Source organism: Streptomyces sp. NBC_00669 (genome assembly GCF_036226785.1).
Taxonomy (GTDB): Bacteria; Actinomycetota; Actinomycetes; order Streptomycetales; family Streptomycetaceae; genus Actinacidiphila.
Window position 1 is genome coordinate 9,137,092 of the sequence record NZ_CP109018.1, and the last position, 26,122, is coordinate 9,163,213.

Here is a 26,122-nt window from a genome sequence, read left to right on the forward strand (position 1 = left end):
CGTGACCAACCCCTTCGACGACCAGGACGGCACCTTCCTCGTCCTCGTCAACGACGAGAACCAGCACTCGCTCTGGCCGCAGTTCGCGGACGTCCCGGCTGGCTGGACCGTCGCCCACGGACCCGACACCCACGCCGCCTGCCTGGAGTACGTCGAGCGGGCCTGGACCGACATGCGTCCCAAGAGCCTCGCCGACGCCATGGACGCCCAGCGGTAGCGCGGCCGACGTGACCTCCACCACGACACCGGGCGGGGCCCGCGTAGCGGCCCCCGCCCGGCCGGACGATTTCGCCGCGGCGCTGCTCACCCCCGAGGCGCGCCGGGACCCCTACCCGTTCTACGCCCGCATGCGGCGCGAGGACCCGGTCCACCGCAGCGCGCAGGGCATCTGGTACCTCACCCGGTACGCCGATGTCGAGGCGGCGCTGGGCGACCTGCGGCTGTCCAACGACCGGGACCGGATGACCCGCGCCTACAGCGCGCTCGGCGGCGACCTCAAGGCCCTCAGCCGGCTCACCGAGCGACTCGGCCGGGTGATGACCAACACCGACCCGCCGGACCACGCCCGGCTGCGCAAACTGACCAACAAGGCGTTCACCGCCCGGCGCGTCGAGGCCCTGCGCGACGGTGTCCAGCGGATCGTCGACCGGCTCGTCGACGAGGCGGTCGCGGCCGGGCCGACCATGGACCTGATCGAGGCGGTCGCCTCTCGGCTGCCGATGTCGGTCGTCTGCGAGCTGTTCGGCATCCCGGACGAGGACCGTCCGCAGGTCAAGACCTGGTTCCGCCGCTTCGGCCGGCTCAGCGAGGACATCGACAAGTCCGAGGCGGCGATCGAACAGTACGAGGACTACCTGACCGGGCTCATCCGGCAGCGCCGGCGTGCACCGGGCGACGACCTGATCAGTGCCTTGGTCGCCACGCAGACGCAGGACGACCGGCTCACCGACTCGGAACTGCTGGCCACCTGCTTCATCCTGATCACCGCCGGCGACGAGACCACCACCCACCTGATCGGCAACGGCGTGCTGGCCCTGCTGCGCCACCCGGACCAGCTGGCCCGGCTGCGCGCGGACCCGGGCCTGATCCGCGGCGCCGTCGAGGAACTGGCCCGCTACGACACGGTGACCCAAGCGGTCGTCCGGGTCGTCGCGGAGGACCTGGAGATCGGCGGACGCAGGCTGCGGGAGGGCGAGTTGGTGTACCTGTTCCTCGGTGCGACCAACCGTGATCCCGAGCGCTTCGAGCACCCCGACCGGCTCGACCTGACCCGCCCGGGCAACCGGCACCTGAGCTTCGGCCACGGCCCGCACTTCTGCCTCGGCGGCCCGCTGGCCAAGCTCCAGGCGGAGGTGGCCGTCGGCACGCTGGTGCGCCGGCTGCCCGAGCTGCGGCTGAGCGACGGAGCGGCGCTGGAGTGGCGGCTCAACCCGCTGCAACGGCGGCTGAGCATCCTCCCACTCGCCTTCTGACCCTGAACGACACGAAGGAGCAGTACCGACCATGGCCCGAGAGTTCGAGGTCCGCCGGGAGCAGGACCTGCCCGCCACGCCCGAGCAGGTCTGGGACGCGGTGGCCACCGGCGCCGGCAACCTGGGTTGGCTCTACCCGATGGAGGTCGAGCCGCGCGCCGGCGGGAAGGCCACCCGGGGCGACGCCACCGTCCTGGCCTGGGAGCCACCACGGCACTTCGCCCTCCGGGCGACCCAGGACGGCGGGTTCTCCAACACGCTCAGCTACCACATCGAGCCGGCCGGTGGCCGAACGAGCCACCTGCGGATGGGAATCCACTGGGTGCACACGGGCGTCGTCGACGAGGCGTGGGCCTGGGACGCCAAGTCGGACGCGGCCGAGAAGCACGTCGACTTCTACCAGCACGCACTCGCCGAGTACCTCCGGCACTTCGCGGGCCGCCCCGCCGTCTACGTCAGGGCGGCGCACCCCGAACCCACCGCCGACCCGGCTGACTTCGCCGCCCTGCGCCGACGCATCGGCCTCGCCGACGACGCCGCCGTCGGCGACCGCTTCACCCTCCTCGCACCCGGCTCGGACGGTGACCCCGTGGAGGTGGTCGTCGACTGGCTCAGCGCCGACTTCGTCGGCCTGCGCGGCCCGGACGCCCTGTACCGGTTCTTCAACGGCAGCACCTGGAAGGTGCCGACCTGGCTCGGCCACCACCTGTTCGCCGAAGGCACCGACGAGCAGCAGGCGACCAAGGCGTGGACCGCCTGGCTCAACGACACCCAAGCGCAGGAGCGGTGATGGAGACCTCCACGCGGACACTGCTCTTCGCCGCGGAACTCGTCGAGGAGGACGGCAGCTACGCCCTCGTCGTCCAGGACTTGAGGCGGGGCACGGTCCAGACCACCCCGGTCCCCAAAGCCATGGTCGACAAGCTCCCGGCCTTCCTCTCCGCGCTCGCCGCCAAGCTCAACCCGATCCCGCCGCGCCGCCGCTGGTAGCCGCTTCGGAAGGCCGGCCCGGAGCGGATCGCCGGGCCGGCCCCAGTAATACGGCTGGCCCGGGCCCGCCCCAGTAATACGGCTGAGGGTGTCTGCCGATCGCACAGCGCGGTCCGCACCGAGTGGATGGCGAGGCGAGCCGTTCCGCCGCCCTGTCACTCTCCTGCCGGACGTCGGCAAGGTCACCCGTTCGGCCGTGCATCGGGGGCGTTGCCGGGCGACGAGGGATTGGATCGGAGAATCCGAGCGTCTCTTCGGCGCGGCAGTACCCGACCCGGCGTCATGGGCACCGGCTGCGCCCTCATCTGGAAGCGGGCGGGCCATGAGCGAACCGGACACGGGACTGCCAGGAGAAGGACTGCTGGAACTGGACCTCGCGGACGGCATCCCCGCGGAGGCGTCGGCGCGGCGGCTGTACGAGGAGATGCTCTTCCAGCGCGCGGTGCAGGCTTTCGCCCTGACACTGCCGGCGGTGAACGTGATCGCGATGCGCGATGCCTCCGAGAAGCAGTTCGGAGCCGGTTACCACGTCCTGCCGGTCTGGAAGGACCGGATGGACGCCCGGTGCAAGGTGACCACCCCGAACGCGGACGTCATCTACGCGATGAGCTACCTGGACCTGAAGAAGGACGGCCCCCTGGTCGTCCAGGCCCCGCCCAAGGTGCTGGGGCTGTTCACCGACTTCTGGCAGCGCTGCCTGAGCGACGTGGGCCCCTCCGGCCCCGACGCCGGACAGGGCGGCGACTACCTGCTGCTGCCCCCCGACCACCAAGGGCCGGTGCCCGGCGGTTACCACGTGGTGCGCTCCACCACCTACCACGTGTTCCTGTTCTGGCGAACCGTCCTGGTCCCCGGTGACGACGGCCCCGACACCGCCCCCGGCGTCGCCATCATCGAGCAGACCCGGATCTTCCCGCTGCGCAGCCGCGAGCAGGACCGCCCGGCCATGCAGTTCCCCAACGCCTCCGGCGTCGAACTGGACATGCTCTTCCCCCGCGACGGCACCTACTTCGACAAGCTCGCCCGTTTCGTGCAGGACGAACCGATCGGCATGACCGACATGGTCACCCGCGGCATGCTCGCCACCCTCGGCATCATCAAGGGACACCCCTTCCAGCCCGATGAGCGGCTGCGGGCGATCCTGGACCGGGCCGGCCGCATCGCCCCGCGGATGGTGCTGTCCATCCCGCAGACCGACGCCCTGCCCAACGCCTTCTACTACGACAGCGGCTATTGGCGGGCGTGCTTCGGCGGGGTCGACGAGGACTTCCACACCGCCACCTACCTCGACGTCGACTCCCGCGCCGCCTTCTTCATCTGGGCCTATTCCACCTCACCGGCCATGGTCGGCCCCTTCGTCGGGCACGGCAGCAAGTACCCCTTCTCGCTGCGCGACGCCAACGGCGACCAACTCACCGGGGGCCGCTCCTACCGCCTGCACGTGCCCGCCGACGTGCCGGCCGCCCTGTACTGGGCCGCGACCCTCTACAACGCCGACGACGCCTCCATGATCGACAACGGACGCCCCTTCCCGTCCGTCAACTCCCTGGACACCCTCACCTACAACACCGACGGCTCCCTCGACCTGTACTTCGGCCCCACCAGGCCCGAGGGCGCGGCCGACGCCAACTGGATTCCCACTCTCGCAGGCCGCGCGTTCTTCATCCTGTTCCGCCTCTACGGACCCACCCAGCCCTTCTTCGACCAGACCTGGCGCCTGCCTGAGATCGAACCCCTCACCTGAACAGGGCGCCGCCCCTTGCCGTAGCCGGAACCGGTCGTCGTGGCCGGCAGCCGGACGGGGTGGACGGTTCCGGACGCGTCCGTTCGGGCTGCCGTCGTCACGCCGTGTCGTGTGCCGCGCTCAGGCGCTGGAGGGTGGTGCGGGCGTCGGAGGCCAGGAACAGGACCCGCAGAACGGTCCGCGGCGGCTCGCCGGCGTGACGCACGGGAGGCGGCCAGATCCGCTCCGTCCACCAGCACCCGGCACATCTCGAACGCCGGATCGGTCCGCCAATCCCTCACACCACATGCCGCCATCGAATCCCCCCAGATTCGATCACGCCTTGCCTGGCCGTCAGCCCCCGAAGACCTTCACCACCGGTCGTTCCGGGTCATAGGCGGCCCAGCCGGGGTCGCCGTCGCGGGCGAACGCGATCCAGGCTCCGTGCATCGCCTGGGCAAGATCCTCCGGTGCCGGGTCCGGGCCCAGCAGTCCGGTGTCGCCGTGCAGCCATGGCTCGTCGGCGAGGTCGAACACGTAGGGCAGCTCGATCGTGTGCGTGGCCCCGAGCCGGCCGTCAAGGGCCGTCGAGCGTTGGGCGAACGAGTAGACGTGTGTCCGGCGGCCCGACATCCGCGAGTGCGCCCTGGCCATTCGGGCGGTGCCGGCGCCGAACAGCGCTTCGCCGAGCAGTGCCGAGCGCAGTTCACCGGGCGTGGCGTCCGGGTGTGCTGCGGTGCGGGCCGCGACCGCTGCGGCGGGTTCTGCGTACGCCGCTGCGGCGAGGGTGAGGACGTCGGCTTCGGTGGAGGTCTCCAACTTGCCCTGGGGCACGAGGTACAGGTTCCCCTCCTCGGTGTTGCCGCCGATGAGCACGGAGACCTCGGCGGCAGGTCCGTGGCCCAGCGCGTCGGCGGGCTGGACGGGCAGGACCAGGCTGAACGGACTCAACCCGAGCAGCGGGTCCCTCGCGGTGGCGGTGCGCAGGTCGAGTCCTGCCAGCTCCGGCATGATGCCCAGGAAGCGCTCGTCCGGGATACCGGCGAACTGCTCAGCGGTCGCCTGGACGCCGAGGGCATGCGCCGCCGCCGCGGTGACCCGCTGGGCCTGCTCGGGGGTGAAGGCACCGGTGCCGCTGCCGCTTTGGATGATCGCGCGGCGGAACAGGCCGCCGGCCTGCGGTACCGCGAGCAGCGCGCCGGTGATCGTCGCGCCCGCCGATTGCCCGAAGACAGTGACGTTGCCGGGGTCACCGCCGAAGGAGGAGATGGCGTCACGCACCCAGCGCAGCGCAGCCAGCACGTCGAGCAGTCCGCGGTTCGCCGGGGCTCCGGGCAGATCGAGGAAGCCGGGAATGCCGACCCGGTAGTTCATCGTCACCAGGACGACACCGTCGCGGGCGAAGGCCCTGCCGTCGTACAGCGCGGCGCGGGTGGAGCCGGTGACGAACCCGCCGCCGTGCACGAAGACCATGACCGGGCGCTTCTCGCCGTCTGCGGCCGGGGTGCGGATGTCGACGGTCAGGTACTCGTCGCCCGGTACCCAGCCCGGTCCGAAGTAGGGGCTCATGTCGAGACGGCCGAAGGCGCGGGCGGGCTGTGGTGCCGTCGGTGAGGGCCGCGTGGCGTTCCTGACTCCGGACCAGCCGGAGTGCGGTACGGGCGGGGCGAAGCGTCGAGCGCCCAGCGGTGCCGCCGCATACGGGATCGCGCGGTACAGGTCACCGAACCGGTCGCGCAGACCGCGTACGGCGCCTGAAGGTGTCTCGACGACCGGGTGTGAGTGCTGGGGCACGGAACTCCTCCTTTCGATCTCGGTGCTTCACGCGATGCGGGAGAACCCCGCCCATTCCCTGATCGCGAACTTCGAGCCGTCCCTCTCGACCTCGACCGCGCCGTGGCCGCCCAGGTGGGCGGGGAGGACAAGGGCGTTGCTCTCGGCCGCGCGGCCGAGCAGCTCGTGCCTGGTCGCTCGTGCCTGGACCGCGTCCTCGCAGAAGCAGGAATTGGTGTCCGGCTCCATGATCTGCAGCGCGGTGTGCACCAGGTCCCCGACGAAGAGCGCACGATCGCGACCCGACTCCAGCGTCAGGACCGACGAACCCGGGGTGTGGCCGGGCGCGAGATCCAGCCGCAGGTTCTTGTCGATCCGGTAGGAGCCGTCCCACAGTTCGGCCAACCCGGCCCGATGCACCGGGGCGACACTGTCCTCGAACACGTTCTGGTTGCCGCGGCCGAGGAGCGGTCGGTGGCCGTTGGCCGGGTTCCAGAAGTCGAAGTCCCGCCGAGGCATGAGGTACGTGGCATTGGGGAACGTCGGTACCCACGTGCGGCCGTCGAGATAGGTGTTCCAGCCGACGTGGTCGATGTGCAGGTGTGTGTTGACCACGATGTCGACGTCTTCGGGCCGGACGCCGGCCGCCGCGAGGTTGTCGAGGTAGTCGGTGTCGAGGCGGTTCCAGACCGGCGCGTACGGCCGGTCCTTGTGGTTGCCCACACCGGTGTCGACGAGGATGGTGCGCCCCTCGCTGTGCAGAAGCCAGGACTGGATCGCCGAGTTGCACTCGTTCGCGGCCGGGTCCCAGAAGTCGGGCACCAGGACGGGGCGGTGCTGCCCCCATGCCCCATCGGGGCTGTCCGGGAAGAACTCGGCCGGAGCCATCCCCACCGAGCCGTAGTACTCCTTGACGCGAGTGACAGTGACGTCACCCAGGGTGATGCGTTGCATGGTCTTCCTCATGGTCGGGCGCATGGCCGGGTGCTCCCGAGCTTGGGCGCTGTCACCCCGGGCAGCCAGTCCCGCTGGGTCCTACCCCTCTCAGGGAGTGGCTGCGTCCGCTGCCGCGTCGCACACTGCACGTATGGACGGACCTGGCCCTCTGGGCGACTTCCTGCAGGCGCGCCGGGCTCAGCTCCGGCCGGAGGACGTCGGACTGCCCGCCTTCGGGCCGCGCAGGGTGGCCGGGCTGCGCCGGGAGGAGCTGGCGCAACTGGCCGGCGTCAGCTCCTCCTACTACACCCGGCTCGAACAAGGACTGTCCCGCGGCGCCTCGGCCGAGGTGCTGGACGCCATCGGGCGGGCTCTGCGACTCGGTGACCACGAGCGCGATCACCTCGCGCGGCTCGCCGATGCTTCACGCCGTACGACCCCGGTGCGCCGACCGCGACCGGAGAAGGTCGCGGACGAGACATGGGACCTGATGCGCGCGCTGGACGGTGTCCCGGCTCTGGTACTCGGCCGACGCACCGATGTGCTCGCCTGGAACAGCCTGGGCCATGGACTGCTCGCCGGGCACCTGGACCCGCTCGCTCCGCAGAGCTCGGGGCACCGCCCGAACATGAGCCGGATGCTGTTCCTCGACCCGCACTGCCGTGAGCTGTACCGGGACTGGAACCGCAAGGCGCGCGCGGTTGTGGGCAACCTGCGCACCGTAGTGGGCCGGCACCCGGAGGACCCGCTGCTCGCGGAGCTGATCGGCGAGTTGACGATGAAGAGCCCGGAGTTCGTCGCACTGTGGCGGGACCACCGCGTGTCGGCCTGCGACGCGGCGTCCTACGACTTGCACCATCCGGCGATGGGACCGCTGACGATCACGCAACAGACGCTGGCGCTCGTCCGCTCGCCGGAGCAGGTCCTCGTGGTGTGCACGACACCCGCCGGGTCCTCGTCGGAGGCCGCTCTCGCACTGCTTCGGCAGACGGGCGAGGCGCGCCCGGGCGAGGCGAAGTCGGCCCGTGCCTTGACCACCGGGCCGTGATCCGGCTTGTCCACATGCCCCGCGACCTACGGCACAGGGCTCTCCCTCGGAGGTGGCCACTGATGGCGAGGACGGAGCCGGTCAGGCGCGGTGGCAGGGATCGCAGTCAGCGGGGGCACGGCGAGCCGTTGCGTCGGGAGCTCGTGGCCCCCGCACCGGGCCCGTCACCGTCCTTTCCGGTCGCCCTCGGAGAGACGGCCGCGTCCCGCCACATCAAGGCCATCCCCTCCGGCACGCAGCGGAACGACGGCTGGTCACTCCCGCGTCGAGCCGGGTGCTCACTTGCCACGAGTGCCCGACTTCCCTTTTCAGCCGACGGACTTGGGCCGGGCTGCGCTCCAAGGGGGCGGACCGTGACGGCTTTCGCCACGTCACCATGGACGTGAGGGACGTATCGAAACCCCGGGAAGAGCGCGACGCGGGCGCCCGCGGTGGGGGCGGAGCCCCCTCGCCTCCTGGAGCGGCCCACCGCGCGCCAGGTTGTTCAGCTCGGTGATCGCGGTCCCTGCGTGCGGTGCTCACGCTTCCCCGTCGTGGGTGCCCCGGTCGCTGTGGGCGAGGAGCCCGCTCTGGTGGCCTGGCGCGTCGGCTCCGCAGGGTCGGAAGCGGGCGAGGTATGCCGGGCTCGGGCCGCGGCGCTCGGTCAGGTGCAGGCCGGCGGCGTCGGCGAGCCGGTGCAGTCGGCCGAAGGGAATCCAGTGCCGGTCGAAGAACTCGCCGATCACCAGCCGCCCGCCCGGTGCCAGCACCCGTGCCGCCTCGCGCAGTACCCGATCCGGCTCGGGGATCTCGCCGAGCGCGGTCACGGCGTATACGGCGTCGAATGTCCCGTCGGCGTAGGGCAGTTCACGCGCGTCCGAGCGGGTGGGCCTGACCGTCGCCAGGCCGTCGCGCTCGGCGCGGCACATCACGTGGTCGAGCATCTCCTGCTGGATGTCGAGCACATCGAGCCGTCCCTCCGGCCCGAGCTGCGGGGCGACGTGCAGCGACTGCAAGCCGGTCCCCGGGCCGATCTCCAGGAACCGCTCTCCCGGCCGCGGTTGCAGCACGGCGTCCATCCGATCGGCTGTCAGGAACGGCAACGGCACGTCGAGGAGGCCGCGTTGGGCGTACGGATAGGGCGCCGTGTCGCCCAGCCACCAGGCGGCGGCCAACGCGGCGCCGACGCCGGCGGCGACCGCCCAGCGGGTCCGGGCCGGGAGCGGGGCGGTGGGTGCGGTGGTGATGCGGTGCATGGTGTTCTCCGGTGGATCGATGCGGTTCGTGATCGTTGTTCGTGGTGTGCGGTCGGGCGGTCGGCGTCACGCGCGCCGGCTCAGCGCCCGCAGCGCCAGCCGGCCGCACAGCGCGGCGAGCGGCAGCTCGGCACCGAGCGCCATGGCGACCGCGGTGGCGAAGTCGCCGCCCGGGGCCGCGGTCGTGGTGTCGAACCAGGCGTCCACCACAAGCAGCGTCGCGGTCGCGGCGGCCGCCAGGGCGTGCCGCCGGTCACCGCGGGCGGCGAGGAGGCCGGTGGCGATCAGGCCGAGCGCCTCCAGCGCGTCGAGCCCGACCCAGGCGACCGGCCAGTGCGCCGCGGTCGCGGTGGCCGGCAGACCGGTGGCCAGCACGTACAGCCACGGCAGCAGGGAGAGCCCGCAGGCGACCAGCAGCACCCCGGCCCGCCGCATGCCCCGCGCCGGGCGCGGCTCCTCCGCCTCTTCGTAGAGCGGGATCACCTCGGCGCCGGCCACTTCCTCATCGCACAAAGCCAGTTGACGCATCGTCATCCCCTGCTCCCCGTCGGCTGTCCCCTTCACGTGCTCCAGCCTCCGGCGTGCACCGGGGCGCCGTCAGTCACGCAGGGTTCCGACCCGGGGTGGAGACAAGTGCACCCCCGAACCGGGCGGCAACGTCATGGCGTGGGGATGGCCTGCGGCTTTACCGTTTGACGCATGCAACTCACGACGTGGCTGCGGCTGGTGCTGGGCCGGCCGTTCCGCAGGGCGGGACACCGGACCGCGCTCGTCGCCGCCGGCCTGCCGCTCCACCTCGCCGTGGTGCCCATGTGGATCTGGCTGCTCGGCACGATGGCAGCGTTGGTGCCGGCCGTGACTCCGCTGCCCGTGCTGCTCACGCTCGTGGTGACACCCCTGCTGACCGTCGGGCAGCGGTGGCGCTACCGGGCGCTCGTCGGCAAGGACCTCCCGCGCCCCGCCGCACCCAGGCCCGGAAGCACATGGACGTCGCCGGTACGCCGGCTGACCAGGCGGGCCTTGTGGCGGCAGGTCTGCTACCACGCCGTGGCGGGTCCGCTGCTCGCCGTCCTGGACGTCGCCGTCCTCGCCGTCTGGGCCACCGCTCTCGTGGCCGCCTCCCTCTACGTGTGGATCTGGGCGCTGCCCCCGCAATGGCGGGTCACCGACCTCGGGTACACCACGCAAGCCGTGTACATCACCGCCGGCGGCCTCGTCCTGCTGTTCCTCGGGCCCCGGCTGACCGGCGCTCTGGTGCGGCTGGACACCCGGGCGGCCGAGGTCCTGCTCGGCCCCAGCCGCACGGAGAAACTCGCCCGCCGGGTCGCCGACCTCGCCGAGAGCCGGGCCGGCGTGCTCGACGCCGCCGACGCCGAGCGGCGGCGGATCGAGCGCGACCTGCACGACGGCGCCCAGCAGCGCCTCGTCTCACTCGCCGTCAACCTGGGCCTGGCCAGGGCCACTCTCAGCGACCTGCCGGAGGACGCCCGCAAGGTGATCGACGAGGCGCACCGCGAGGCGAAGGAGGCGATCGCCGAGCTGAACAACCTGGTGCGCGGCCTGCATCCGGCCGTCCTTGAGGACCGTGGCCTCGACGCCGCGCTGTCCGGGGTCGCCGCCCGCCTCCCGATCCCGGTGCGCGTGGCGGTGGACCTGCCGCGGCGCCCCTCACCCACGGTCGAGGCCGTCGCGTACTTCGTGGTCTCCGAGGCCCTGACGAACGTGGTCAAACACGCCCGGGCGACCCGGGCGGATGTGACCGTGGAGCGGATCAGGGAGACAATGCGGGTGGTCGTCGCGGACGACGGCGCGGGCGGCGTGGATCTCGCGGCGGCCGGCGGCGGCACCGGGCTCGCCGGGCTCGCCAGGCGCGTCGCGTCCGTCGACGGCACGTTTTCCTGCCGCAGCCCCGCCGGGGGCCCGACCGTCATCACCGTGGAGCTGCCGTGCGCGCCGTGATCGCCGAGGATTCCCTCTTGCTGCGCATCGGCGTGGTCAAGGTGCTGGAGGCGGCCGGCTTCGAGATGTGCGCGCAGGTCACCGACGCAGAAGGGCTACTGGCGGCCGTCGAGGAGCACCGCCCCGACATCGCCGTGGTCGACGTGCGCATGCCGCCCGGCTTCACCGACGAGGGAGTACGTGCCGCGCTGGTGATCCGCCGCCAGTACCCGAGTACCGCCGTGCTCGTGCTGTCGCAGTACGTGGAGGAGCGGTACGCCGCCGATCTGCTCGCCACCAACACCTCGGGCGTCGGCTATCTGCTCAAGCAACGGGTCGCCGACGTCGAGGAGTTCACCGAGGCGGTACGCCGGGTGGCGGCCGGCGGCACCGCGCTCGACCCGCAGGTCGTCGCGCAGTTGCTGGTGCGCCGGCACAGCGATCCGCTCGACCGGCTGACACCGCGCGAGCGGGAGGTGCTGGAGCTGATGGCGGGCGGCCGGTCCAACTCCGGTGTCGCCGCCGAGCTGGTGGTGAGCGAGAGCGCTGTCGCCAAGCACATCAACAGCATCTTCACCAAGCTCGACCTGCCCAAGGCCGACGCCGACCACCGCCGCGTCCTGGCGGTGCTGCGCTTCCTGGGCGTTGCGACCGCGTAGCACGCGACCCTGCCCGTATGCCCAGTCGACAACGGAGCTGGTCGCCACTCGGTGGGGAATGCGGCGCCTTGGGACAGGTCCCCTCCACCAGGCTCTGCCGCGCCGGGAGTCGAAGGCGGCGGCCGTCGTGCGCGGGGCCATGGCATGGGTGGGGCCGGTCATCACTGGTGCCCCCGCAGTCTTCGGTGCTGGCCGCGGCGGCTCGGGCTGGTCGGTCGGCTGTTGTCCGGAGCAGATGCGATGTCAGGGCGGTCGTCGCGTCAGCGCCTTCGTCCCGGGTTCGGCGGTGCGGGGGATGGGGGAGTCGGCCGGAACCGGGGAGGACTCGCCGGAAGCAGCCGGGCCGACTGCGGGCTGCGCTCTCCGGGAGCCGACGGGGAGCGTGGGACCGGGCGGTCCGTCGGGTCGCCGACGAGCCGCCCGGTCACCGCACCCGCCTGCGTGCTAGCTTCCCGCCGCCGGGGTGCCGTCCTGCGCCAGCGCGAAGACGTGGATGTCCTTGTCGGTGGGCAGGGTGATCGACGCGACGACCTTCGCCGGGTCGACCGGGACGGTCTGCTCGTCGACGTAGAAGGCGTGGTCCTGCCTGCCGAGCGCCTGGTTGCGGTAGGTCATCGCGGAGACCTCGGTGTTGCCGGTGCCGGGTGCGGTGCCCCAGTCCGACTGCGCCAGCTTCGCGGTGCCGCTGCTGCCGTCGGTGTAGTGGATCGTCACCGTGCCCGAGTGGGCGCCGTCCGTCGCCGCGCCGAGGAAGCCGATCACAGTGGCGCCGGACCGGTGGGGCAGCAGGACGGTCTGGCCGAGGGCGCGCACGTTGTCGTTCTCGCACGGCCGTGCCTGCGGCCAGGTGAAGGTGAGGCCGCCGACGGTCACGGGTGCGCCGGGGGTGAGCGGGTGCGGCGAGGCCGTGGCGAGCGCGTCGGCGGAGTACGTGTCGGTGCCGTTGTCGAGCGCGCCGCAACCGCGGTTGGTGTCGGGCGAGACGCCCACGTCGTTGAAGTAGTCCGACAGCGCGTCGGTGGGTGCGACGGTGAACTGCCCGCTGCCGGACGTCCCGCCGGGCCCGGTGACCACCGCGACGCTCGCGGTGCTGCCGGGTTCGACCCGCCAGATGTTCGCCGGCCCCGAACTCGTCGAGATCGCCGGGCCACTGGGCCGCGGCACCGTGAAGGTGACGGACCGGTCCGACCAGTGGTCGATCGTGAGCGTGCCCAGGTCGCCCGCCCCGCCCCAGTTGACGCCGCCGTCGGACAGCAGCAGGTGCCGGCCGCCCGAGGAGGCGCCGAAGCCCGTGCCGGTGAGGGTGACCTGCTGGCCCGGGGCAGCCTGCGCCGGTGTGACGCGGCTGATCGTCGCGGGATGTGACGGGGTGTTCGAGAGCGCGATGTCGTCGACGTAGCCGCGGTAGCCCCCGCTGCCGGCCGGCTGGTCGTAGCCCAGGTCGACGCGGACGATCTTCCGGCCCGCGGCCGCCTTGCCGATGTCCACGCTGACCTGGTTCCACCGGCCGAGCGTGAGCTTGCCGCACTGCGACGCGGGCGTGAGCGGGGACCCGCGGAGGGAGTGCAGGGTGCTGCCGTCGGAGAAGACGAGGTCCGGCGCCACGCAACTGCTGTTGTCGCCGCTGACGCCGGTGGCGGACGGGCCGTTGGCCTGCGGGTAGATCCAGTAGCTCAGGGTGGTGTCCCTGCCGACGCGCACCGGCCGGTCGGACAGGTCGAACAGCCGCAGGTAGGCGTGGTCGTCGGCCGCCCCGGTGGCGTGGCCGGAGTACATGAGCGCGTTGGTGCCGTCGTGGTCGTTCTCCTGGCGTGCGCCGGCCTCGGGGCCGGTCGCGCCGCCGTACGCGGTGACGTTCGCGATCCCGCCGCCCCCGGGTGAGGTGTCGACGCTGTCGACCCAGTCCGGTGCGGGCTGACCGTGCTCGAAGCCGGTCTGGAACGGCGTCCCGGCCGGGCGGGCCGGCAGCGGGCGGCGCAGCCCCGCGGTGGCGAGGCCGGTGACCGTGTCGCCGGCGCCGTAGTACATCATCCACTGGCCGTCGTGGAAGAAGATGCTGTTCATCCACGCCGTCTTGGGGGTCTGGCCGTTCCACTCGTACGGCACGTCCGGCGTCGGCGTGAGCACCGCGTCACTGAGCTGGTGCAGCATCCGCGTCGGGTCCTGGCCGGAGAACTCCTCCTCGCTGATCGCGTAGAACCAGCGGCCGTTGGCCATCAGGGTGCCGGCGGTGAACACGACGATGTCGGAGTTGGCCGGCCGGCCCACCACGGTCCGGTAGTCGGTGACCGCGACGGACACCTCGTACGGTTGCCAGCCCTTCGGGTAGTGGATGTCGAGCGGGTCGGCCGTCCGCGCGGTGGTGCTGCCCTTCGCGTGCCAGGTGCGCAGGTCCGAGGAGTACGCGATGTCCGTGCCGGTGTCGCCCTGGCCGAAGTACATGACGTACTCGCCGTTGACCTTCCTCGGGCTGCCGTTCGCGTCGGTGACCACCGCCGCGTCCTTGTTGTTGCCGGCGTTCGGCTCCACCGTCCACGGCGTGCTCCAGTGGACGCCGTCGGACGAGGTGGACTCGGCGATGTCGTACGAGCCCAAGCACGAGCCGTCCGCCTTCGGGTGGACGGACGTGAAGAACGAGTAGTAGGTGCCGTGCAGTTCGAACAGCCGCGGGTCCTCGAGCCCGCACTTGTCCTGCTGGCCGGCCAGCCCGAAGCCGATCACCGGGTTCGCGGCGGTGTCCTCGGCGAAGTGCGTGCCGTCCTTGCTGGAGGCGTAGCCGATCTGCGACGGGCCGCCGTAGGAACCCTGCGCGCGGTAGAGCATCTTGTACTGGCCACCGCGGTAGAGCACGCCCGGGTTGTACAGGGCGCCGGCCTCGTACCCGCTGCCGCTCGGCGTCATCAGAGGGTTGTCCGCGCTGCGGGTGAACGGGCCGATGGCCCAGTCCGGAAGGTTCGCGGCGGTGTAACTGGCGTCGTCGGCGGCGGTCTTCGTGGCCGACGACGACGGCGTGGCCGACGTTGACGGCGACGGCGCTCCCGCGGGAGCGGCGCTCACGTGCCCCGGCGGGCGGGGAGCGCCGACCGCCGATGTCGCGGCGGTCGGCGCCAGGCCGACCGCCGCGGCGATCGCACCCACCGCCAGCAGCCGCAGCGCCGTGCGCCGGGGCCGGGCGCGCGGCGGCCGGGGCAGATCCGGCCTCTTCCGCAGGCACGCGACGACTCGATGGAAATCGACCATGACCCCAAACCTCTCAACTCGACGCGAACGGTCCCAGGGGTTCTTCGGAGCGCACCGTGCGGCCACTGCCCGCGGGCAGGGTCTGACAACGTTGTCAGGTGCGCGCCGATACTTCCACCGCGGGCGGCAAGCGTCAAGGGGAGCGGGGGAGTTCGCTGCGCGGGGGGGATCGGTGAGATCGGAGGGATCGGGGGCGGGAACCCGGGTTCGGGGTTCGGGGAGAGGGGATCGCGAGGAGCGTGAGCGCCCCGGGCCGACTGGTATGACGGACTGGTACGACGGAGAGGTCGTCCGGCGCCGGCCTCCTCTCCGGCCGGGTCGGGAACGGGTCGCGGGTGCGGCAACAGCGCTGCGCGGGGGCCGACATGACGGCCGTGGGGCGTGCGGCGGCCGGCCGCCGTCGCCGCGGGAGGCCGGCCCCGGCGCTCCGCGCGTTTTCGATCAAACCGCCGAGACGTGCGTGTACCGGGCGGTTGCGTCCAGGATTGCTCCTGCCGCGGGGGAACGGCGGGTGGGCCGTCGCCCGGACCCGCAGGTCGGCCCGTCGCCCGCTCGGCCAGGCCCGCGGGTGGGTCGACCGGCCGGTGGTTCGGCCTTGGGTGGTTCGGGATGCGCGCGAGAGGAGGTCCGGCCGCGTTGAAGCTGCGCATGCGCGGGCACCGCGGTGTGCCGGCGGACCCGGTGACCGGACGGCGCGGTACCTCCGTGCACCGCAAGGTGCTGGTGTCGATCATCGCCGTGACGGCGTGCGCGGTCATGGTCTTCACTCTGCCGCTGGCCGTGGCCGTCAGCCGGATCTACCGTGATGCGGCGGTGGCGCGGCTGCAACGGGACGCGGTCTGGGCGGCGGCCGACGTGTCCGGCGACGTGTCCGGCGACATGTCCGGCCGTGAGGCGGAGCGTCGCATCCGGCCGTCCGGGCGCCGCGGCCCGTCGCGCGGGACGGATCTGGCGGTGTACGGGCCGTCCGGCCGCCGGGTGTGGGGTTCCGGCCCCGCGTCCTCGGCGATCACCGTTCTGGCCCGGGACGGCCAGGTGCACCAGGGGGTGGAGCGGGGGCGGCTGGAGGTCGCCGCGCCGGTGCTGCACGACGGCGCGGTCATGGCGGTGGTCCGGGTGTGGATGCCCTGGGACCCGGTGGCGGACAGCACCCTGCTGGCATGGCTGGTGCTCGCCGCGCTCGGCGCGGTCGTCGTCGCCCTGGCGGCGTTGCTCGCCTGGCGGCTCGCCCGCCGGATCGCGACACCGCTCGAACGCCTCACGGCAGCCGCTCGGGCGCTGGGCGCGGGCGACTTCACCGTGCGCCCCGAGCACACCGGGCTGCGGGAAGCCGACGCGGTGGGGCGGGCGCTGGCTGTGACGGGTCGGCGGCTCGGCGAACTGCTGGAGCGCGAGCGCCGGTTCAGCACCTCGGTCTCCCATCAGCTCCGAACTCCCCTCACCGCGCTCGTCCTCGGCCTGGAGTCGGCCGAGCCGTGCACCGAGGGGGAGTGCGGCCGGACCTTGGCCGACGCCGCCCGCCGTGCCGCACACCTCGGCGACACCGTCGAGGATCTCCTGCGCCTGTCGCGGGACACCCACCGGCCCAGCGCGTCCACCGCGGTCGCCTCGCTCCTCGACCGCGTGGTCCAGCGCAACCGCGACGCGGTCCGCGACGCCGGCCGTACGCTCGCCGTCCGATGCGAGCCGGGTCTGCCACCGGTCACCGCGTCGGCGGCCGCGGTCGTCCAGATCATGGACACCCTGCTGGACAACGCGCTGACCCACGGCCGCGGCGCCATCACCGTGACCGCGGCCGACCTGGGCATGGGCATCGCGCTCGAAGTCGGCGACGAGGGCCCAGGGCCGGCCGGCGACTGGTGCGACGGTTTCGGCGTGGTGCAGCGCGACGGCCGGCGGCACGGTATCGGGCTTCCGCTGGCCCGCTCCCTCGCCGAGGCCGAGGGCGGCCGGCTGGTGCTGCGCCGGGCGGGGCCGCGTACGGTCCTCAGCCTGCTGCTGCCCGCGCTGGAGGCCCCGGAAGCACCGGAGGAACCGGCAGCCGACGAGGGGCCGCCGGCCGAGGAGCCGTGGGGCCGCTACGAGGTCTCGTAGCGGTACCCCCTGCCGCGGACGGTGGTGATACGGGCGGCCTCCGGACCGCAGTCCGCGTCGGCGAGCCTGCGGCGCAGCGCCGACACATGGACGTCGAGGGTCTTGCTGCTGGTGCCGAACCATTCGTCGTCCCAGACCTCGGCCATCAGACGGCTCCGGCTGACCACCGTGCCGGCCGACCGGGCGAGCGTGGCCAGCAAGTCGAACTCCTTGGGCCGCAGGCGTACTTCACGGTCGCCGATGTGCACGCGGCGGGTGGCCGTGTCGATCCGGGCGCTGCCGATCCTCATCACCGCCGGGCCCGCCGCCGTCGCCCGGCGGCGCAGGTGCGCGCGAAGACGCGCCAGCAGTTCGGTGAGCCGGAACGGCTTGGTGAGGTAGTCGTCGGCCCCCGCGTCGAGCGCCACCACCACCTCGAACTCCTGGGTGCGGGCGGTGAGGACGACGATCACCGTCTCCACCGGGAGGCCGGCGCGCAGCCTGCGGCACAGGTCGACGCCGTCCATGTCCGGCAGGCCCAGGTCGAGCAGGACCAGGTCGGGCGGCAAGCGTACGGCCTGCTCCGCGGCCTGCCCGCCGTTCGCCGCCAGCGCCACGTGATAGCCGTGGCTCACCAGCGCCCGGTCAAGCTCCGACGCGATCTCGGTGTCGTCCTCCACGACCAACAGCTCAGCGATAGCCATGTGCCGCAAGGTAAACCATTTTTCGCATTCGGCGGAGGTTGCCCTCATACGGGCGTGCCTACGGTGGTTCGGCAGCCATCGTCCAGGTGTACGCACCCGAAGAAGGGACCCGCAGGCATGAGCCTCTCCGCACCTCCCCGTCGCGGACCACTCGACGACTGCCTGGTCGTCGACCTGTCCCACGCGCTGGCCGGGCCGCACGCGGCCATGCTCCTCGGTGACCTGGGAGCGCGGGTGATCAAGGTCGAGAAACCGCGCGTGGGCGACGAGACCCGAGGCTGGGGCCCGCCGTTCGCGGGGCCGGCGCCGACCCGGGAGTCGACGTACTTCCTCTCCTGCAACCGCAACAAGGAGTCGGTCACCGCCGATCTGTCCACCGCCCAGGGCCGCGATCTGCTCGACCGGCTGATCCGCCGTGCCGACGTGCTGGTGGAGAACTTCCGCCCCGGCGTGCTCGACCGGCTCGGCTTTCCCCACGAGCGGCTGCGGGAGGCGAACCCGGCACTGGTCGTCCTGTCCATCAGCGGCTTCGGTCACGACGGCCCGGCCGCGGGGCGGCCCGGCTACGACCAGATCGCGCAGGGCGAGGCAGGTCTGATGAGCCTGACCGGCGAGCCCGGCCACCCCACGAAGGCCGGTGTGCCGATCGCCGACCTGATGGCGGGCACCTACGGCGTACTCGGAGTGCTGGGCGCCCTGGCCGACCGCCGCGCGAGCGGACGGGGGCGGGTCGTGCGCACCTCGCTGCTGTCCGCGGTCGTCGGCGTCCACAGCTTCCAGGGAACGCGCTGGACCGTCGCGGGGGAGGTGCCGCGCGGCAGCGGCAACCGGCACCCGGCGATCGCGCCGTACGGCCTCTACCGGTGCGCGGACGGCGACATCCAGATCGCGGCCGGCAGCGAAGCACTCTGGCAGGCGGTCGCAGGCGTCACCGGACTCGACCCGGCCGACCCGCGCTACGCCGCCAACGCCGACCGGGTCCTGCACCACGCGGAACTGGCCGCCGACCTCGAAGCCGTACTCGCGCACGGCACCGTCGCCACGTGGACCGCCAGCTTCGACGCCGCCGGCGTGCCGGCCGGCCGCGTCCGCACCCTCGACGAGGTGTACGACTGGGAGCAGACCCGGCAGCAGGGACTGGTCATCACGGTGGACCACGCCACCCTCGGCGCCATCGAACTGCCGGGAACACCCTGGCACTTCGACGACCCCGAAGGTTCCCCCCGGCACACCGCGCCACCGGTGCTCGGCCAGCACGACTCGTCCGTTCGCGCCTGGCTCGACGGACTCGACGAGGTCGACACCGCGAACGGCAACGACGTCCGCGTGACGATCGGGCCGGGCGCCGCGCGCCCCGCCCGCGCACCCCGCTGAGCCACCCGCACAACCCCGCTCAGCGGCCCGCCCGCCGGCCGCCGGAAAGCCACGAGGTCACCGCCATGCACGGCACCGCGTCACCACCGGGAACGCCCGGCTCGCCCACCACACCCGGCTCGCCCACCACGCCAGGACGCCGGCGGGTCCGCCCGCCCCGTATCGACCCCTACGTCGCCGCACTGTTCGGCACGGTCGGGGTCGCCGCGCTCCTCCCGGCGACGGGCGCCGCCGAGGCGCCGGTCGGCACCGCCTCGAACCTTGCCATCGCCGGGCTGTTCTTCCTCTACGGCGCCCGGCTGTCCTCGCGTGCGGCCGTCGACGGGCTGCGGCACTGGCGGCTGCACCTCACCGTCGCCGGCAGCACGTTCGTCCTCTTCCCGCTGCTCGGCCTCGCCGCCCGCGTGCTCGTGCCGGACGTCATCGCCCCCGACCTCTACCCCGGCCTGCTCTTCCTGTGCCTGCTGCCCACCACCGTGCAGTCCGCCATCGGCTTCACCGCGATCGCCCGCGGCAATGTGGCGGCGGCGATCTGCGCCGGGACGTATTCAAGCCTGCTCGGCATGCTCGTCACGCCGTTCCTGGCGGCGGTGCTGCTCGGCTCGGCGGTCGCGATCCCCGCGGGACGCTTCGCGGTGATCGGCGCGGAGTTGCTGCTGCCGTTCCTCGCCGGGCATGCCCTGCACGGCCGGATCGGGCCGCTCCTCGCCCGGCACGGGCGGCTGCTCGGCCTCGTCGACCGGGGGTCGGTGCTGCTGGTCGTCTACACCGCCTTCAGCCAGGGCATGGCACAGGGCATCTGGTTCCGCGCGACGGTGCCGCGGCTGGCCGCGCTGCTCGCGGTCGAAGCCGCGCTGCTCGCCGTGGTCCTCGCGGCGACCGCGGCGGCGTCGGCGCTGCTCGGGTTCGGCCGGGCGGACCGCGTGGCGATCGTCTTCTCCGGCTCGAAGAAGAGCCTGGTGAACGGCCTTCCGATGGCCGCGGTGCTGTTCGGGTCGCGGGCGGGGCTCACGGTGCTGCCCCTGATGATGTTCCACCAGCTGCAACTGGTCGTCTGTGCCGTCATCGCACGCCGGTGGCCCCTCCGGCGCCCGGTCCGTGTGCCGGGCCCGAGCCTTGCCCGTCCCAGTCGCCCAGGTCCCTGAGTTCCTCCTTGCCGCACGGCGTGCCGCGGATCTGCCGGTAACTGCCGCCGATCCGGTAGGTGCCGGGGGCCGGCGCGTAGAGCCGGCTCCAGGGGCCGTCCGACGTCACGCAGCCGTGCTGGTCGTCCCGCGCGCCCTCGACGCCCAGCACCGGGGACCACGGGATGCGCAGCAGCACCGAACCGGCCCGGGACATCCGCACCGTCAACTCGGCCTGACCTGCCTTCACCACCACGGCCGGCGGATCGGCCAGCGGCTCGGCCCCGCTCACCTGGTACACCTGCCAGTCCGCGTTCTGCCACAGCGGGTGCAGCCAGGGCTGGTCGGTGGCGACGAGCTTCGCCTCGGTCACCGCGGCGAAATCCGGTTGGCCGGACGGCAGTATGACGTAGTCGACACTCCAGCGGCGCAGCCAGTCGCGGTAGGCGTCGGCGGTGAGCGTGCCGTGGTAGAAGAGCGGGTTGCGTTCCTCGTCGGCCTGCCGGTTCCAGCCACGGGCCAGGTTGACGTAGGGCGACAGACCGGAAGCCTCCCAGTGCGAACTCATCGGTACCACCTCGACTCGCCAGCGGTCGGCCCGGATCTTCCGCAGTTCGGAGATGAGCGGGCCCGCGTGCTCGACGGTGGCGGGGAGCGCACGGGTCGTCACCTGATCGTAGACCGGCTCGACGATCTGCCAGGTCGCCACGGCGCCGAACGCCAGCCACAGCGCCGTGGACCGCCGGGTCCCCCTGGTGCTGCCCATCGCCACGATCAGCAGGACGGTGCCGCCGAAGAGCAGCGCCAGCCGCTCCACGTTGCTGCCGATGGGTGACGGTATGGCCCAGGTGACCAGGACGCCCAACGCGTACACCGACGCCCCGAGTTGGACCGAGCGCCAGGACTTCGGGACCACCAGCGAGATCGCGCCCGAGACGGCCAGCGGGATGATCGCCAGGTACCAGGCGAAGGGCTGCACGCCGTAGAAGGGGAACAGCAGCGAGGTGGTCCCCACCACCAGGGGCGGGGCCGCGGCCAGGACGAAGGCGTCCGTGCGTCGCTTGTCCAGGAACAGCGCCGCCGCGACCACCAGTACGAACAGCCCGGCCACCGGGCTGCACATGGTGGCCAGCGCCCCCATCGTGGTGGCGGCCGTCAGCCGCCAGAAGCGGCCCCGGGCGGCCAGTTCGGAGGGGAACAGCAACGCGGTCGCCACCAGGCCGAACAGCACGCCCAGCGCGAAGGTCACCCGCCCGGAAACGGCGTCGCACCACAGGGCGAACACCGTCCACAGCACCGGCACCAGCGGCCGTTTCACACCGGCGCGCACCAGTACCGTCGCGGCCACCGCCGTCGACAGCGTGCCCGCGACGACCGCGCTCGTGCGCACGCCCAGTACCGCCATGATGTACGGGGACAGGACGCTGTACGAGGCGGGATGCATGCCGCCGTACCAGGACAGGTCGTACGACGCCCAGGGATGGGCCCGTATGAAGTCCGTCCAGGCGTACTGCGCCGCCATGTCGCCCGAGTCCTTGGCCAGCAGCAGCGCCCACAGCAGGTGCAGTGCGGCGGCAGCGGCCGTGGCGAGCAGGACCGGGTGCCGGGGGCCCGCCAGGTCCAGGAGCGCGCTCGGGCCACGTCGAGCGCGGGATCGCGCGGGCTGCCAGGTGATCACGTGACTTCTTCCGATCGGGGGGACACGTCTCATGGTGAGCGGGTCCAGTCATGGTGAGCGGGTCCAGCGGTGGGGTGCCGGGACCCGCTTCCACACGGGCCTGCCGCCGCGGTGGAACCGGAGCTGTGAACCCTGCTGCGCCGCCCGTGTGGTGACTGCGGGTCAGCTCCTGTGCCGACTGCTGAGGGGGGAGGGGCCGACCGCACCGAACAGGCCGTCGAGGTGCCGAGCGGCCGGGAACCAGACGGCAGTTCACGCAAGGCCGCTGCCGTGTGGGCCGCGCCGTCGCGTACCGGGGACAAGGGGCAGCAGCGGGCCGGCCGGTGGCCGGTGACCAGACCTCAGCCGCACAGGCGGGTGAGGATCGTGGGGTGGGCGGGCCCGCCGGCGGACTGTCTGCGTACGGCGCCCGCGGCCACCGGACCGTCGGACGACCACAGGGCCGCGGGCACCTCGCCCGCCAACACGCCAGGCGCCCGCCGGTCTTCGGCCGGTTCCACCTCTTCGCCCATACCGCTCGCTCCGTTCACCCGCGCCGCCGCGTCGACCGTGCCGTGGTCGTTCTTCCCGCGCTCGCACACCGGCAGCGGCTCCCGCGCCCGGCGGTGTGCGGCGGAGGATGGCGATCAGGGTACTTCGACTCCCGCAAGTTGTGGGACCGGCCCGGTGGTCGGAGCTTCGCCCCCGTCCGCCGAGGCCGGCCACGCGGCCGATCCCTCACCGGCCACGCCGGCGGCATCCGGGTTATGGTCTGGCCGAGCCGGACGGCCGCCCCCTGGCTGTCGCCCCCGACGACGTGTCCGTACGGCTGCGGAACCAGCGCGCGGGGGCCCGCCTGGACGAACTTCCCATGCCCCCGCGGGTCCACCGCCTCGGGCTCGCGCGGAGTGGAGCACCCGTCGTCGGGTTCGGAGCGACATCGCGGCGGTCGAGAGCCGGCGGCCCGCGGTCAGCAAGGACGCCGGGAAATCCACGGACCGTACTCGCCCCTTCGGGTGAGGCGGCGGATCGGGTCGGGCGTGTCGGGCCCGCAGCCCATCGCGGGGGGCCTATTCACGTGTGGGGCGGACCCAGTCGGCCAGACGGACCAGGATGCCGATCGCGCCGATGAACGCGATCAGGAGACCGACCACCCAGAGATCATCGTCGACGAGACCAAGGGTTGAGATGCCGCAACCGGCCAGGAAGAACGCCACGGGCGTCAACACCTGGACCCCACCTCCTCACGTGCGCGCCGTCCGTCGAGCGGGCCCCCGGCCCGCAGGCCGCGAGCCACGTCCCGCCTGCGCGTGGGAACGGTGACCGTCGGCGGGCTGGCCCAGCTGGCCGGCGCGGTACCGGCCCGCAGCCAGATGGGGGCGTCGCTCGGTTTCCACATCATCTTCGCCTGTTTCGGCATCGCGTTCCCGTCGGTGGTGCTCGTCGCGCACTGGATCGGGCTGCGGCACGACGACCCGGTGGCGCTGCTGCTGGCCCGCCGCTGGTCCAAGGTCATGGGCGTGCTCGGGGCGGTGGGCGCGGTGTCCGGCACCGTCCTCTCCTACGAGCTCGGTCTGCTGTGGCCGGGGCTGATGGGGCGGTTCGGCGCGGCCTTCGGCATCCCGTTCAGCATCGAGGGGATCTTCTTCTTCGTCGAGTCCATCTTCATCGGCATCTACCTCTACGGCTGGACCCGCCTGCCGCCCTGGGTGCACTGGTGGACCGGGGTGCCGATCGCGGTCGCCGGCATCTTCGGAGCGTGGGCGGTGGTGGCCGCGAACTCCTGGATGAACCAGCCCGCCGGATTCACCCTCCACAACGGGCAGATCACCTCCGTACGCCCCTGGTCGGTGCTGTTCAACCGGGCCAGCGGCTACGAAGTGCCGCACATGCTGCTGGCCGCCTACATGGTGACCGCCCTGACCGTGGCCGGCGTCTATGCGACGGGCCTGCTGCGCGGCCGCCGTGACCGCTACCACCGGCTGGGCTTCGCGGTCCCGTTCGCCGTCGGCGCCGTCGCCGCACCGTTCCAGATCGCGGTCGGCGACATCGCGGCGCGAGCGGTCGCCGACGACCAGCCGGCGAAGTTCGCCGCGATGGAGCTGGTCCCGCACACCGGCCGCTACGTCACCGAGTGGCTCGGCGGCATCTACACCAACGGCCACGTCTACTTCGGCGTCGGCGTGCCCTGGGCGGACTCCCTCCTGGTGGGCTTCTCGCCGAGCACCCGGGTGGTGGGCTGGGACAGCATTCCGCCGGAGTACCGTCCGCCGCTGGCCAACCTGCTGCACCTGGCGTTCGACGCCATGGTCGGCATCGGAATGGTGCTGCTGGTGCTCGGCGCCTGGCAGGGGTGGGTGTGGTGGTTCCACCGCCGGGTGCTGCTCACCCGCTGGTTCCTCGTGCCGGCGGCGCTCTCCGGCGCCGGCGCGATCGCGGCGATGGAGTGCGGCTGGATCGTCACCGAGGTCGGCCGCCAGCCGTGGACCGTCTACAACGTCCTGCTGACCCAGGACGCGGTGACCCCCTCGCGCGGTGTGCCGGTCACCTTGGGGGTGATCCTCGCGGTCTACGCGGTGCTCACCGGCATCTCCGTCTTCGTGCCGTGGCTGATGGGCCACCGCTGGCGCACGGAGCCGCCCGCGGCGGAGGATGCCGAGGCCACGCCCTACGGACCGCCGACCGATCAACCCGAGAGGGCACGGCTGTGACCGCCTCGCCCGAAGCGATCGGGGTCGGGGTCCTGCTGGTCGCGGTCATCGCGGCGTACGCGCTGTTCGCCGGCGCCGACTTCGGCGCCGGCATCTGGGATCTCCTGGCCGGCGGCACCCGGCGCGGGGCCGGCCCCCGCGCGGCCATCGACGCGTCCCTGACGCCGGTGTGGGAGGGCAACCACGTCTGGCTCATCTTCGGCCTGGTCATCACCTGGACGGGGTTCCCGCAGGCGTTCGCCGCCGTGATGACCGCGCTGTTCGTGCCGCTGTTCGTCTCGCTGATGGGCATCGTGCTGCGCGGCGTCGGGTTCGCCTTCCGGCACGAGGCCCGGCGGCTGCGGTTCCGGCAGCTCGCCGGGGCGGTGTTCGCGGTGTCCTCCCTGATCACGCCGTTCTTCCTCGGCACGGTGATCGGGGCAGTCGTCACCGGCCGGGTGCCGGCCCGGCCGTCCGGGAACCTGCCGTCCGCCTGGACCACGCCGACCGCCCTGGTCACCGGCTTCCTCTTCACCGCCGCGTGTGCCTACATCAGCGCCATCTATCTCGTCGGCGACTCCCACCGCCGCGGGGACCCGCGGATGGTGACGTACTTCGTCCGCCGGGCGGCGGCCGCCGGTGTCGTGACCGGCGTGCTGGCCGGGGTGAACATGCTCCTGATGCGGGACAGCGCGACATACGTGTCCGACCGGCTGACCGGCGACGCGCTCCCCCTGGTCGCCCTGTCGGTCGCCGCGGGTGCCGCCGCCCTGGTCCTGGTCCTGTTCCGGCCCACCCGGATCGCGCTGCTGCGGGTGACCGCCGCGATCGCGGTGGCGGCCGTCGTCGGCGGCTGGGGGTGGGCGCAGTACCCCTATCTGCTGCCCACCTCGCTGACCCTCGCGGCCGGCAGCGCGCCCACCGCCGCGGCCCAGGCCGAGTTCGCCGTCGCCGCACTGGCCGCCCTGCTGGTGGTGCCGTCCTTCGGGTACCTGTACTGGCTTCAGCAGCACGGCCGGCTCCAGGAGGGTTCCTCCGCGAGCTTGCGGGCGGCGGCGAGCCCCGGGGATCTCGCGGTACCGGCCGCCGAGCCGCCGGCACCCCGCAAGGGTGGGTTCCTCACCGGTCTGATGCTCACCGCCGCCATCGTCGACCTGGTCCGTGACGCCCTCGCCAGACGACGCGGACGCCGGCCCTCCTGAGGACGTACGCCAGCGGACCGCTTCGGCGGCGACCATGACGAGGCCGGCGACGACCTTCGGGTCGCTGAGCGTCGCGACGGGGACGAGGCGAGCTTCTCGACGACCCTGCGCGGGTTCGCGCGGCGGTACACCCGGCGCTCGCAGGCCGGCGGGACCGCCGGGTCCTGTGGCCTGTGACCGGATCGTCCGCCGGGCGGCGGCATCCTCGGGTGGGGTGTTCCGGTCGGGGGCGCCGTGTGGGGCGTCATGCGCGGATGTTCCTTGTCGGGGGAGCGACCCGACGT

The 26,122-nt window shown here is 72.7% G+C and carries 22 protein-coding genes; 13 read left to right on the forward strand and 9 right to left on the reverse strand.

What is annotated here, in order from left to right; all coding sequences use genetic code 11:
- Window position 1 precedes the first annotated feature (1 nt).
- From OG896_RS38190 to OG896_RS38210, 5 genes are all read left to right on the forward strand, one after another.
- The gene (locus tag OG896_RS38190; RefSeq protein ID WP_329372866.1) at window positions 2-217 is read left to right on the forward strand and encodes an MbtH family protein; all 216 of its coding nucleotides are present in this window, start codon (window positions 2-4) and stop codon (window positions 215-217) included.
- A 10-nt stretch (window positions 218-227) separates the two neighbouring features.
- Window positions 228-1,472: a cytochrome P450 gene (locus OG896_RS38195; protein WP_329372868.1), complete on the forward strand. Its 1,245-nt coding sequence runs from the start codon at window positions 228-230 to the stop codon at window positions 1,470-1,472.
- 31 nt (window positions 1,473-1,503) lie between these two features.
- Window positions 1,504-2,262: an SRPBCC domain-containing protein gene (locus tag OG896_RS38200; RefSeq protein WP_329372870.1), complete on the forward strand. Its 759-nt coding sequence runs from the start codon at window positions 1,504-1,506 to the stop codon at window positions 2,260-2,262.
- A complete protein-coding gene (locus tag OG896_RS38205) occupies window positions 2,262-2,462 on the forward strand; it encodes a hypothetical protein (RefSeq protein WP_329372872.1) in 201 nt (66 codons plus the stop codon). Before OG896_RS38200 ends, OG896_RS38205 begins: the two co-directional genes overlap by 1 nt.
- Before the next feature lie 322 nt (window positions 2,463-2,784).
- Window positions 2,785-4,206 carry a DUF1254 domain-containing protein gene (locus OG896_RS38210; RefSeq protein ID WP_329372874.1) on the forward strand — a complete coding sequence of 474 codons (1,422 nt, stop codon included), beginning with the start codon at window positions 2,785-2,787 and terminating at the stop codon, window positions 4,204-4,206.
- Window positions 4,207-4,539: 333 nt separating this feature from the next.
- Here the strand turns inward: OG896_RS38210 and OG896_RS38215 are convergent, their stop codons facing one another.
- Window positions 4,540-5,979, reverse strand: a complete 1,440-nt coding sequence (locus OG896_RS38215; protein WP_329372876.1) for a carboxylesterase/lipase family protein — start codon at window positions 5,977-5,979, stop codon at window positions 4,540-4,542.
- A 27-nt stretch (window positions 5,980-6,006) separates the two neighbouring features.
- A complete protein-coding gene (locus OG896_RS38220; protein WP_329372878.1) occupies window positions 6,007-6,912 on the reverse strand; it encodes an MBL fold metallo-hydrolase in 906 nt (301 codons plus the stop codon).
- Window positions 6,913-7,045: 133 nt separating this feature from the next.
- Here OG896_RS38220 and OG896_RS38225 point away from each other — a divergent pair, with 133 nt between their 5' ends.
- Complete coding sequence (locus OG896_RS38225) at window positions 7,046-7,942, forward strand: helix-turn-helix transcriptional regulator (RefSeq protein ID WP_329372879.1); 897 nt, start codon at window positions 7,046-7,048, stop codon at window positions 7,940-7,942.
- A 518-nt stretch (window positions 7,943-8,460) separates the two neighbouring features.
- On the opposite strand, the gene OG896_RS38230 is transcribed toward OG896_RS38225, so the two are convergent.
- Window positions 8,461-9,177 carry a class I SAM-dependent methyltransferase gene (locus OG896_RS38230; RefSeq protein WP_329372881.1) on the reverse strand — a complete coding sequence of 239 codons (717 nt, stop codon included), beginning with the start codon at window positions 9,175-9,177 and terminating at the stop codon, window positions 8,461-8,463.
- Between the two features lie 66 nt (window positions 9,178-9,243).
- Window positions 9,244-9,711, reverse strand: a complete 468-nt coding sequence (locus tag OG896_RS38235; RefSeq protein WP_402443874.1) for a hypothetical protein — start codon at window positions 9,709-9,711, stop codon at window positions 9,244-9,246.
- Window positions 9,712-9,876: 165 nt separating this feature from the next.
- Here OG896_RS38235 and OG896_RS38240 point away from each other — a divergent pair, with 165 nt between their 5' ends.
- Both OG896_RS38240 and OG896_RS38245 read left to right on the forward strand, forming a co-directional pair.
- Window positions 9,877-11,136, forward strand: a complete 1,260-nt coding sequence (locus tag OG896_RS38240; RefSeq protein WP_329372883.1) for a sensor histidine kinase — start codon at window positions 9,877-9,879, stop codon at window positions 11,134-11,136.
- Window positions 11,124-11,774 (forward strand): response regulator transcription factor, encoded by a 651-nt coding sequence (locus OG896_RS38245; RefSeq protein WP_329372885.1) that lies wholly within the window; start codon window positions 11,124-11,126, stop codon window positions 11,772-11,774. The genes OG896_RS38240 and OG896_RS38245 overlap by 13 nt, the downstream gene beginning before the upstream one ends.
- A 444-nt stretch (window positions 11,775-12,218) precedes the next feature.
- On the opposite strand, the gene OG896_RS38250 is transcribed toward OG896_RS38245, so the two are convergent.
- Window positions 12,219-15,014 carry a hypothetical protein gene (locus tag OG896_RS38250; protein WP_329372887.1) on the reverse strand — a complete coding sequence of 932 codons (2,796 nt, stop codon included), beginning with the start codon at window positions 15,012-15,014 and terminating at the stop codon, window positions 12,219-12,221.
- A gap of 636 nt (window positions 15,015-15,650) precedes the next feature.
- Here OG896_RS38250 and OG896_RS38255 point away from each other — a divergent pair.
- Entirely contained in the window at window positions 15,651-17,108 is a 1,458-nt protein-coding gene (locus OG896_RS38255) for a sensor histidine kinase (RefSeq protein ID WP_329372889.1), read from the forward strand.
- Here OG896_RS38255 and OG896_RS38260 read toward each other — a convergent pair.
- Entirely contained in the window at window positions 17,093-17,791 is a 699-nt protein-coding gene (locus OG896_RS38260; protein ID WP_329372891.1) for a response regulator transcription factor, read from the reverse strand. The genes OG896_RS38255 and OG896_RS38260 overlap by 16 nt on opposite strands.
- 117 nt (window positions 17,792-17,908) lie before the next feature.
- On the opposite strand from OG896_RS38260, the gene OG896_RS38265 reads away from it, so the two are divergent.
- Together OG896_RS38265 and OG896_RS38270 are read left to right on the forward strand one after the other, a co-directional pair.
- On the forward strand, window positions 17,909-19,165 hold the full coding sequence (locus tag OG896_RS38265) for a CaiB/BaiF CoA transferase family protein (protein WP_329372893.1): 1,257 nt from the start codon (window positions 17,909-17,911) through the stop codon (window positions 19,163-19,165).
- Window positions 19,166-19,230: 65 nt separating this feature from the next.
- Complete coding sequence (locus OG896_RS38270; RefSeq protein ID WP_329372896.1) at window positions 19,231-20,310, forward strand: bile acid:sodium symporter family protein; 1,080 nt, start codon at window positions 19,231-19,233, stop codon at window positions 20,308-20,310.
- On the opposite strand, the gene OG896_RS38275 is transcribed toward OG896_RS38270, so the two are convergent.
- The 3 genes from OG896_RS38275 to OG896_RS38285 form a co-directional block, all read right to left on the reverse strand.
- Window positions 20,228-21,967, reverse strand: coding sequence for an MFS transporter (locus OG896_RS38275; RefSeq protein ID WP_329372898.1), 1,740 nt, complete (start codon window positions 21,965-21,967; stop codon window positions 20,228-20,230). The two genes, OG896_RS38270 and OG896_RS38275, sit on opposite strands and share 83 nt — an antisense overlap.
- 341 nt (window positions 21,968-22,308) lie before the next feature.
- Window positions 22,309-22,479 carry a hypothetical protein gene (locus tag OG896_RS38280; RefSeq protein WP_329372900.1) on the reverse strand — a complete coding sequence of 57 codons (171 nt, stop codon included), beginning with the start codon at window positions 22,477-22,479 and terminating at the stop codon, window positions 22,309-22,311.
- A 537-nt stretch (window positions 22,480-23,016) separates the two neighbouring features.
- Window positions 23,017-23,163: a hypothetical protein gene (locus tag OG896_RS38285; RefSeq protein WP_329372901.1), complete on the reverse strand. Its 147-nt coding sequence runs from the start codon at window positions 23,161-23,163 to the stop codon at window positions 23,017-23,019.
- Between the two features lie 93 nt (window positions 23,164-23,256).
- On the opposite strand from OG896_RS38285, the gene OG896_RS38290 reads away from it, so the two are divergent.
- Both OG896_RS38290 and OG896_RS38295 read left to right on the forward strand, forming a co-directional pair.
- Window positions 23,257-24,657 carry a cytochrome ubiquinol oxidase subunit I gene (locus OG896_RS38290; protein ID WP_329372904.1) on the forward strand — a complete coding sequence of 467 codons (1,401 nt, stop codon included), beginning with the start codon at window positions 23,257-23,259 and terminating at the stop codon, window positions 24,655-24,657.
- On the forward strand, window positions 24,654-25,838 hold the full coding sequence (locus OG896_RS38295; protein WP_329372906.1) for a cytochrome d ubiquinol oxidase subunit II: 1,185 nt from the start codon (window positions 24,654-24,656) through the stop codon (window positions 25,836-25,838). The genes OG896_RS38290 and OG896_RS38295 overlap by 4 nt, the downstream gene beginning before the upstream one ends.
- Window positions 25,839-26,122: the final 284 nt, after the last annotated feature.

Coding starts and splice junctions, on each gene's coding strand:
- OG896_RS38200 (WP_329372870.1), top strand. CDS start 1,504: ATGGCCCGAGAGTTCGAGGTCCGCCGGGAGCAGGACCTGCCCGCCACG.
- OG896_RS38205 (WP_329372872.1), top strand. CDS start 2,262: ATGGAGACCTCCACGCGGACACTGCTCTTCGCCGCGGAACTCGTCGAG.
- OG896_RS38210 (WP_329372874.1), top strand. CDS start 2,785: ATGAGCGAACCGGACACGGGACTGCCAGGAGAAGGACTGCTGGAACTG.
- OG896_RS38220 (WP_329372878.1), bottom strand. CDS start 6,912: ATGCAACGCATCACCCTGGGTGACGTCACTGTCACTCGCGTCAAGGAG.
- OG896_RS38225 (WP_329372879.1), top strand. CDS start 7,046: ATGGACGGACCTGGCCCTCTGGGCGACTTCCTGCAGGCGCGCCGGGCT.
- OG896_RS38230 (WP_329372881.1), bottom strand. CDS start 9,177: ATGCACCGCATCACCACCGCACCCACCGCCCCGCTCCCGGCCCGGACC.
- OG896_RS38235 (WP_402443874.1), bottom strand. CDS start 9,711: ATGACGATGCGTCAACTGGCTTTGTGCGATGAGGAAGTGGCCGGCGCC.
- OG896_RS38240 (WP_329372883.1), top strand. CDS start 9,877: ATGCAACTCACGACGTGGCTGCGGCTGGTGCTGGGCCGGCCGTTCCGC.
- OG896_RS38250 (WP_329372887.1), bottom strand. CDS start 15,014: ATGGTCGATTTCCATCGAGTCGTCGCGTGCCTGCGGAAGAGGCCGGAT.
- OG896_RS38260 (WP_329372891.1), bottom strand. CDS start 17,791: ATGGCTATCGCTGAGCTGTTGGTCGTGGAGGACGACACCGAGATCGCG.
- OG896_RS38265 (WP_329372893.1), top strand. CDS start 17,909: ATGAGCCTCTCCGCACCTCCCCGTCGCGGACCACTCGACGACTGCCTG.
- OG896_RS38270 (WP_329372896.1), top strand. CDS start 19,231: ATGCACGGCACCGCGTCACCACCGGGAACGCCCGGCTCGCCCACCACA.
- OG896_RS38280 (WP_329372900.1), bottom strand. CDS start 22,479: ATGGGCGAAGAGGTGGAACCGGCCGAAGACCGGCGGGCGCCTGGCGTG.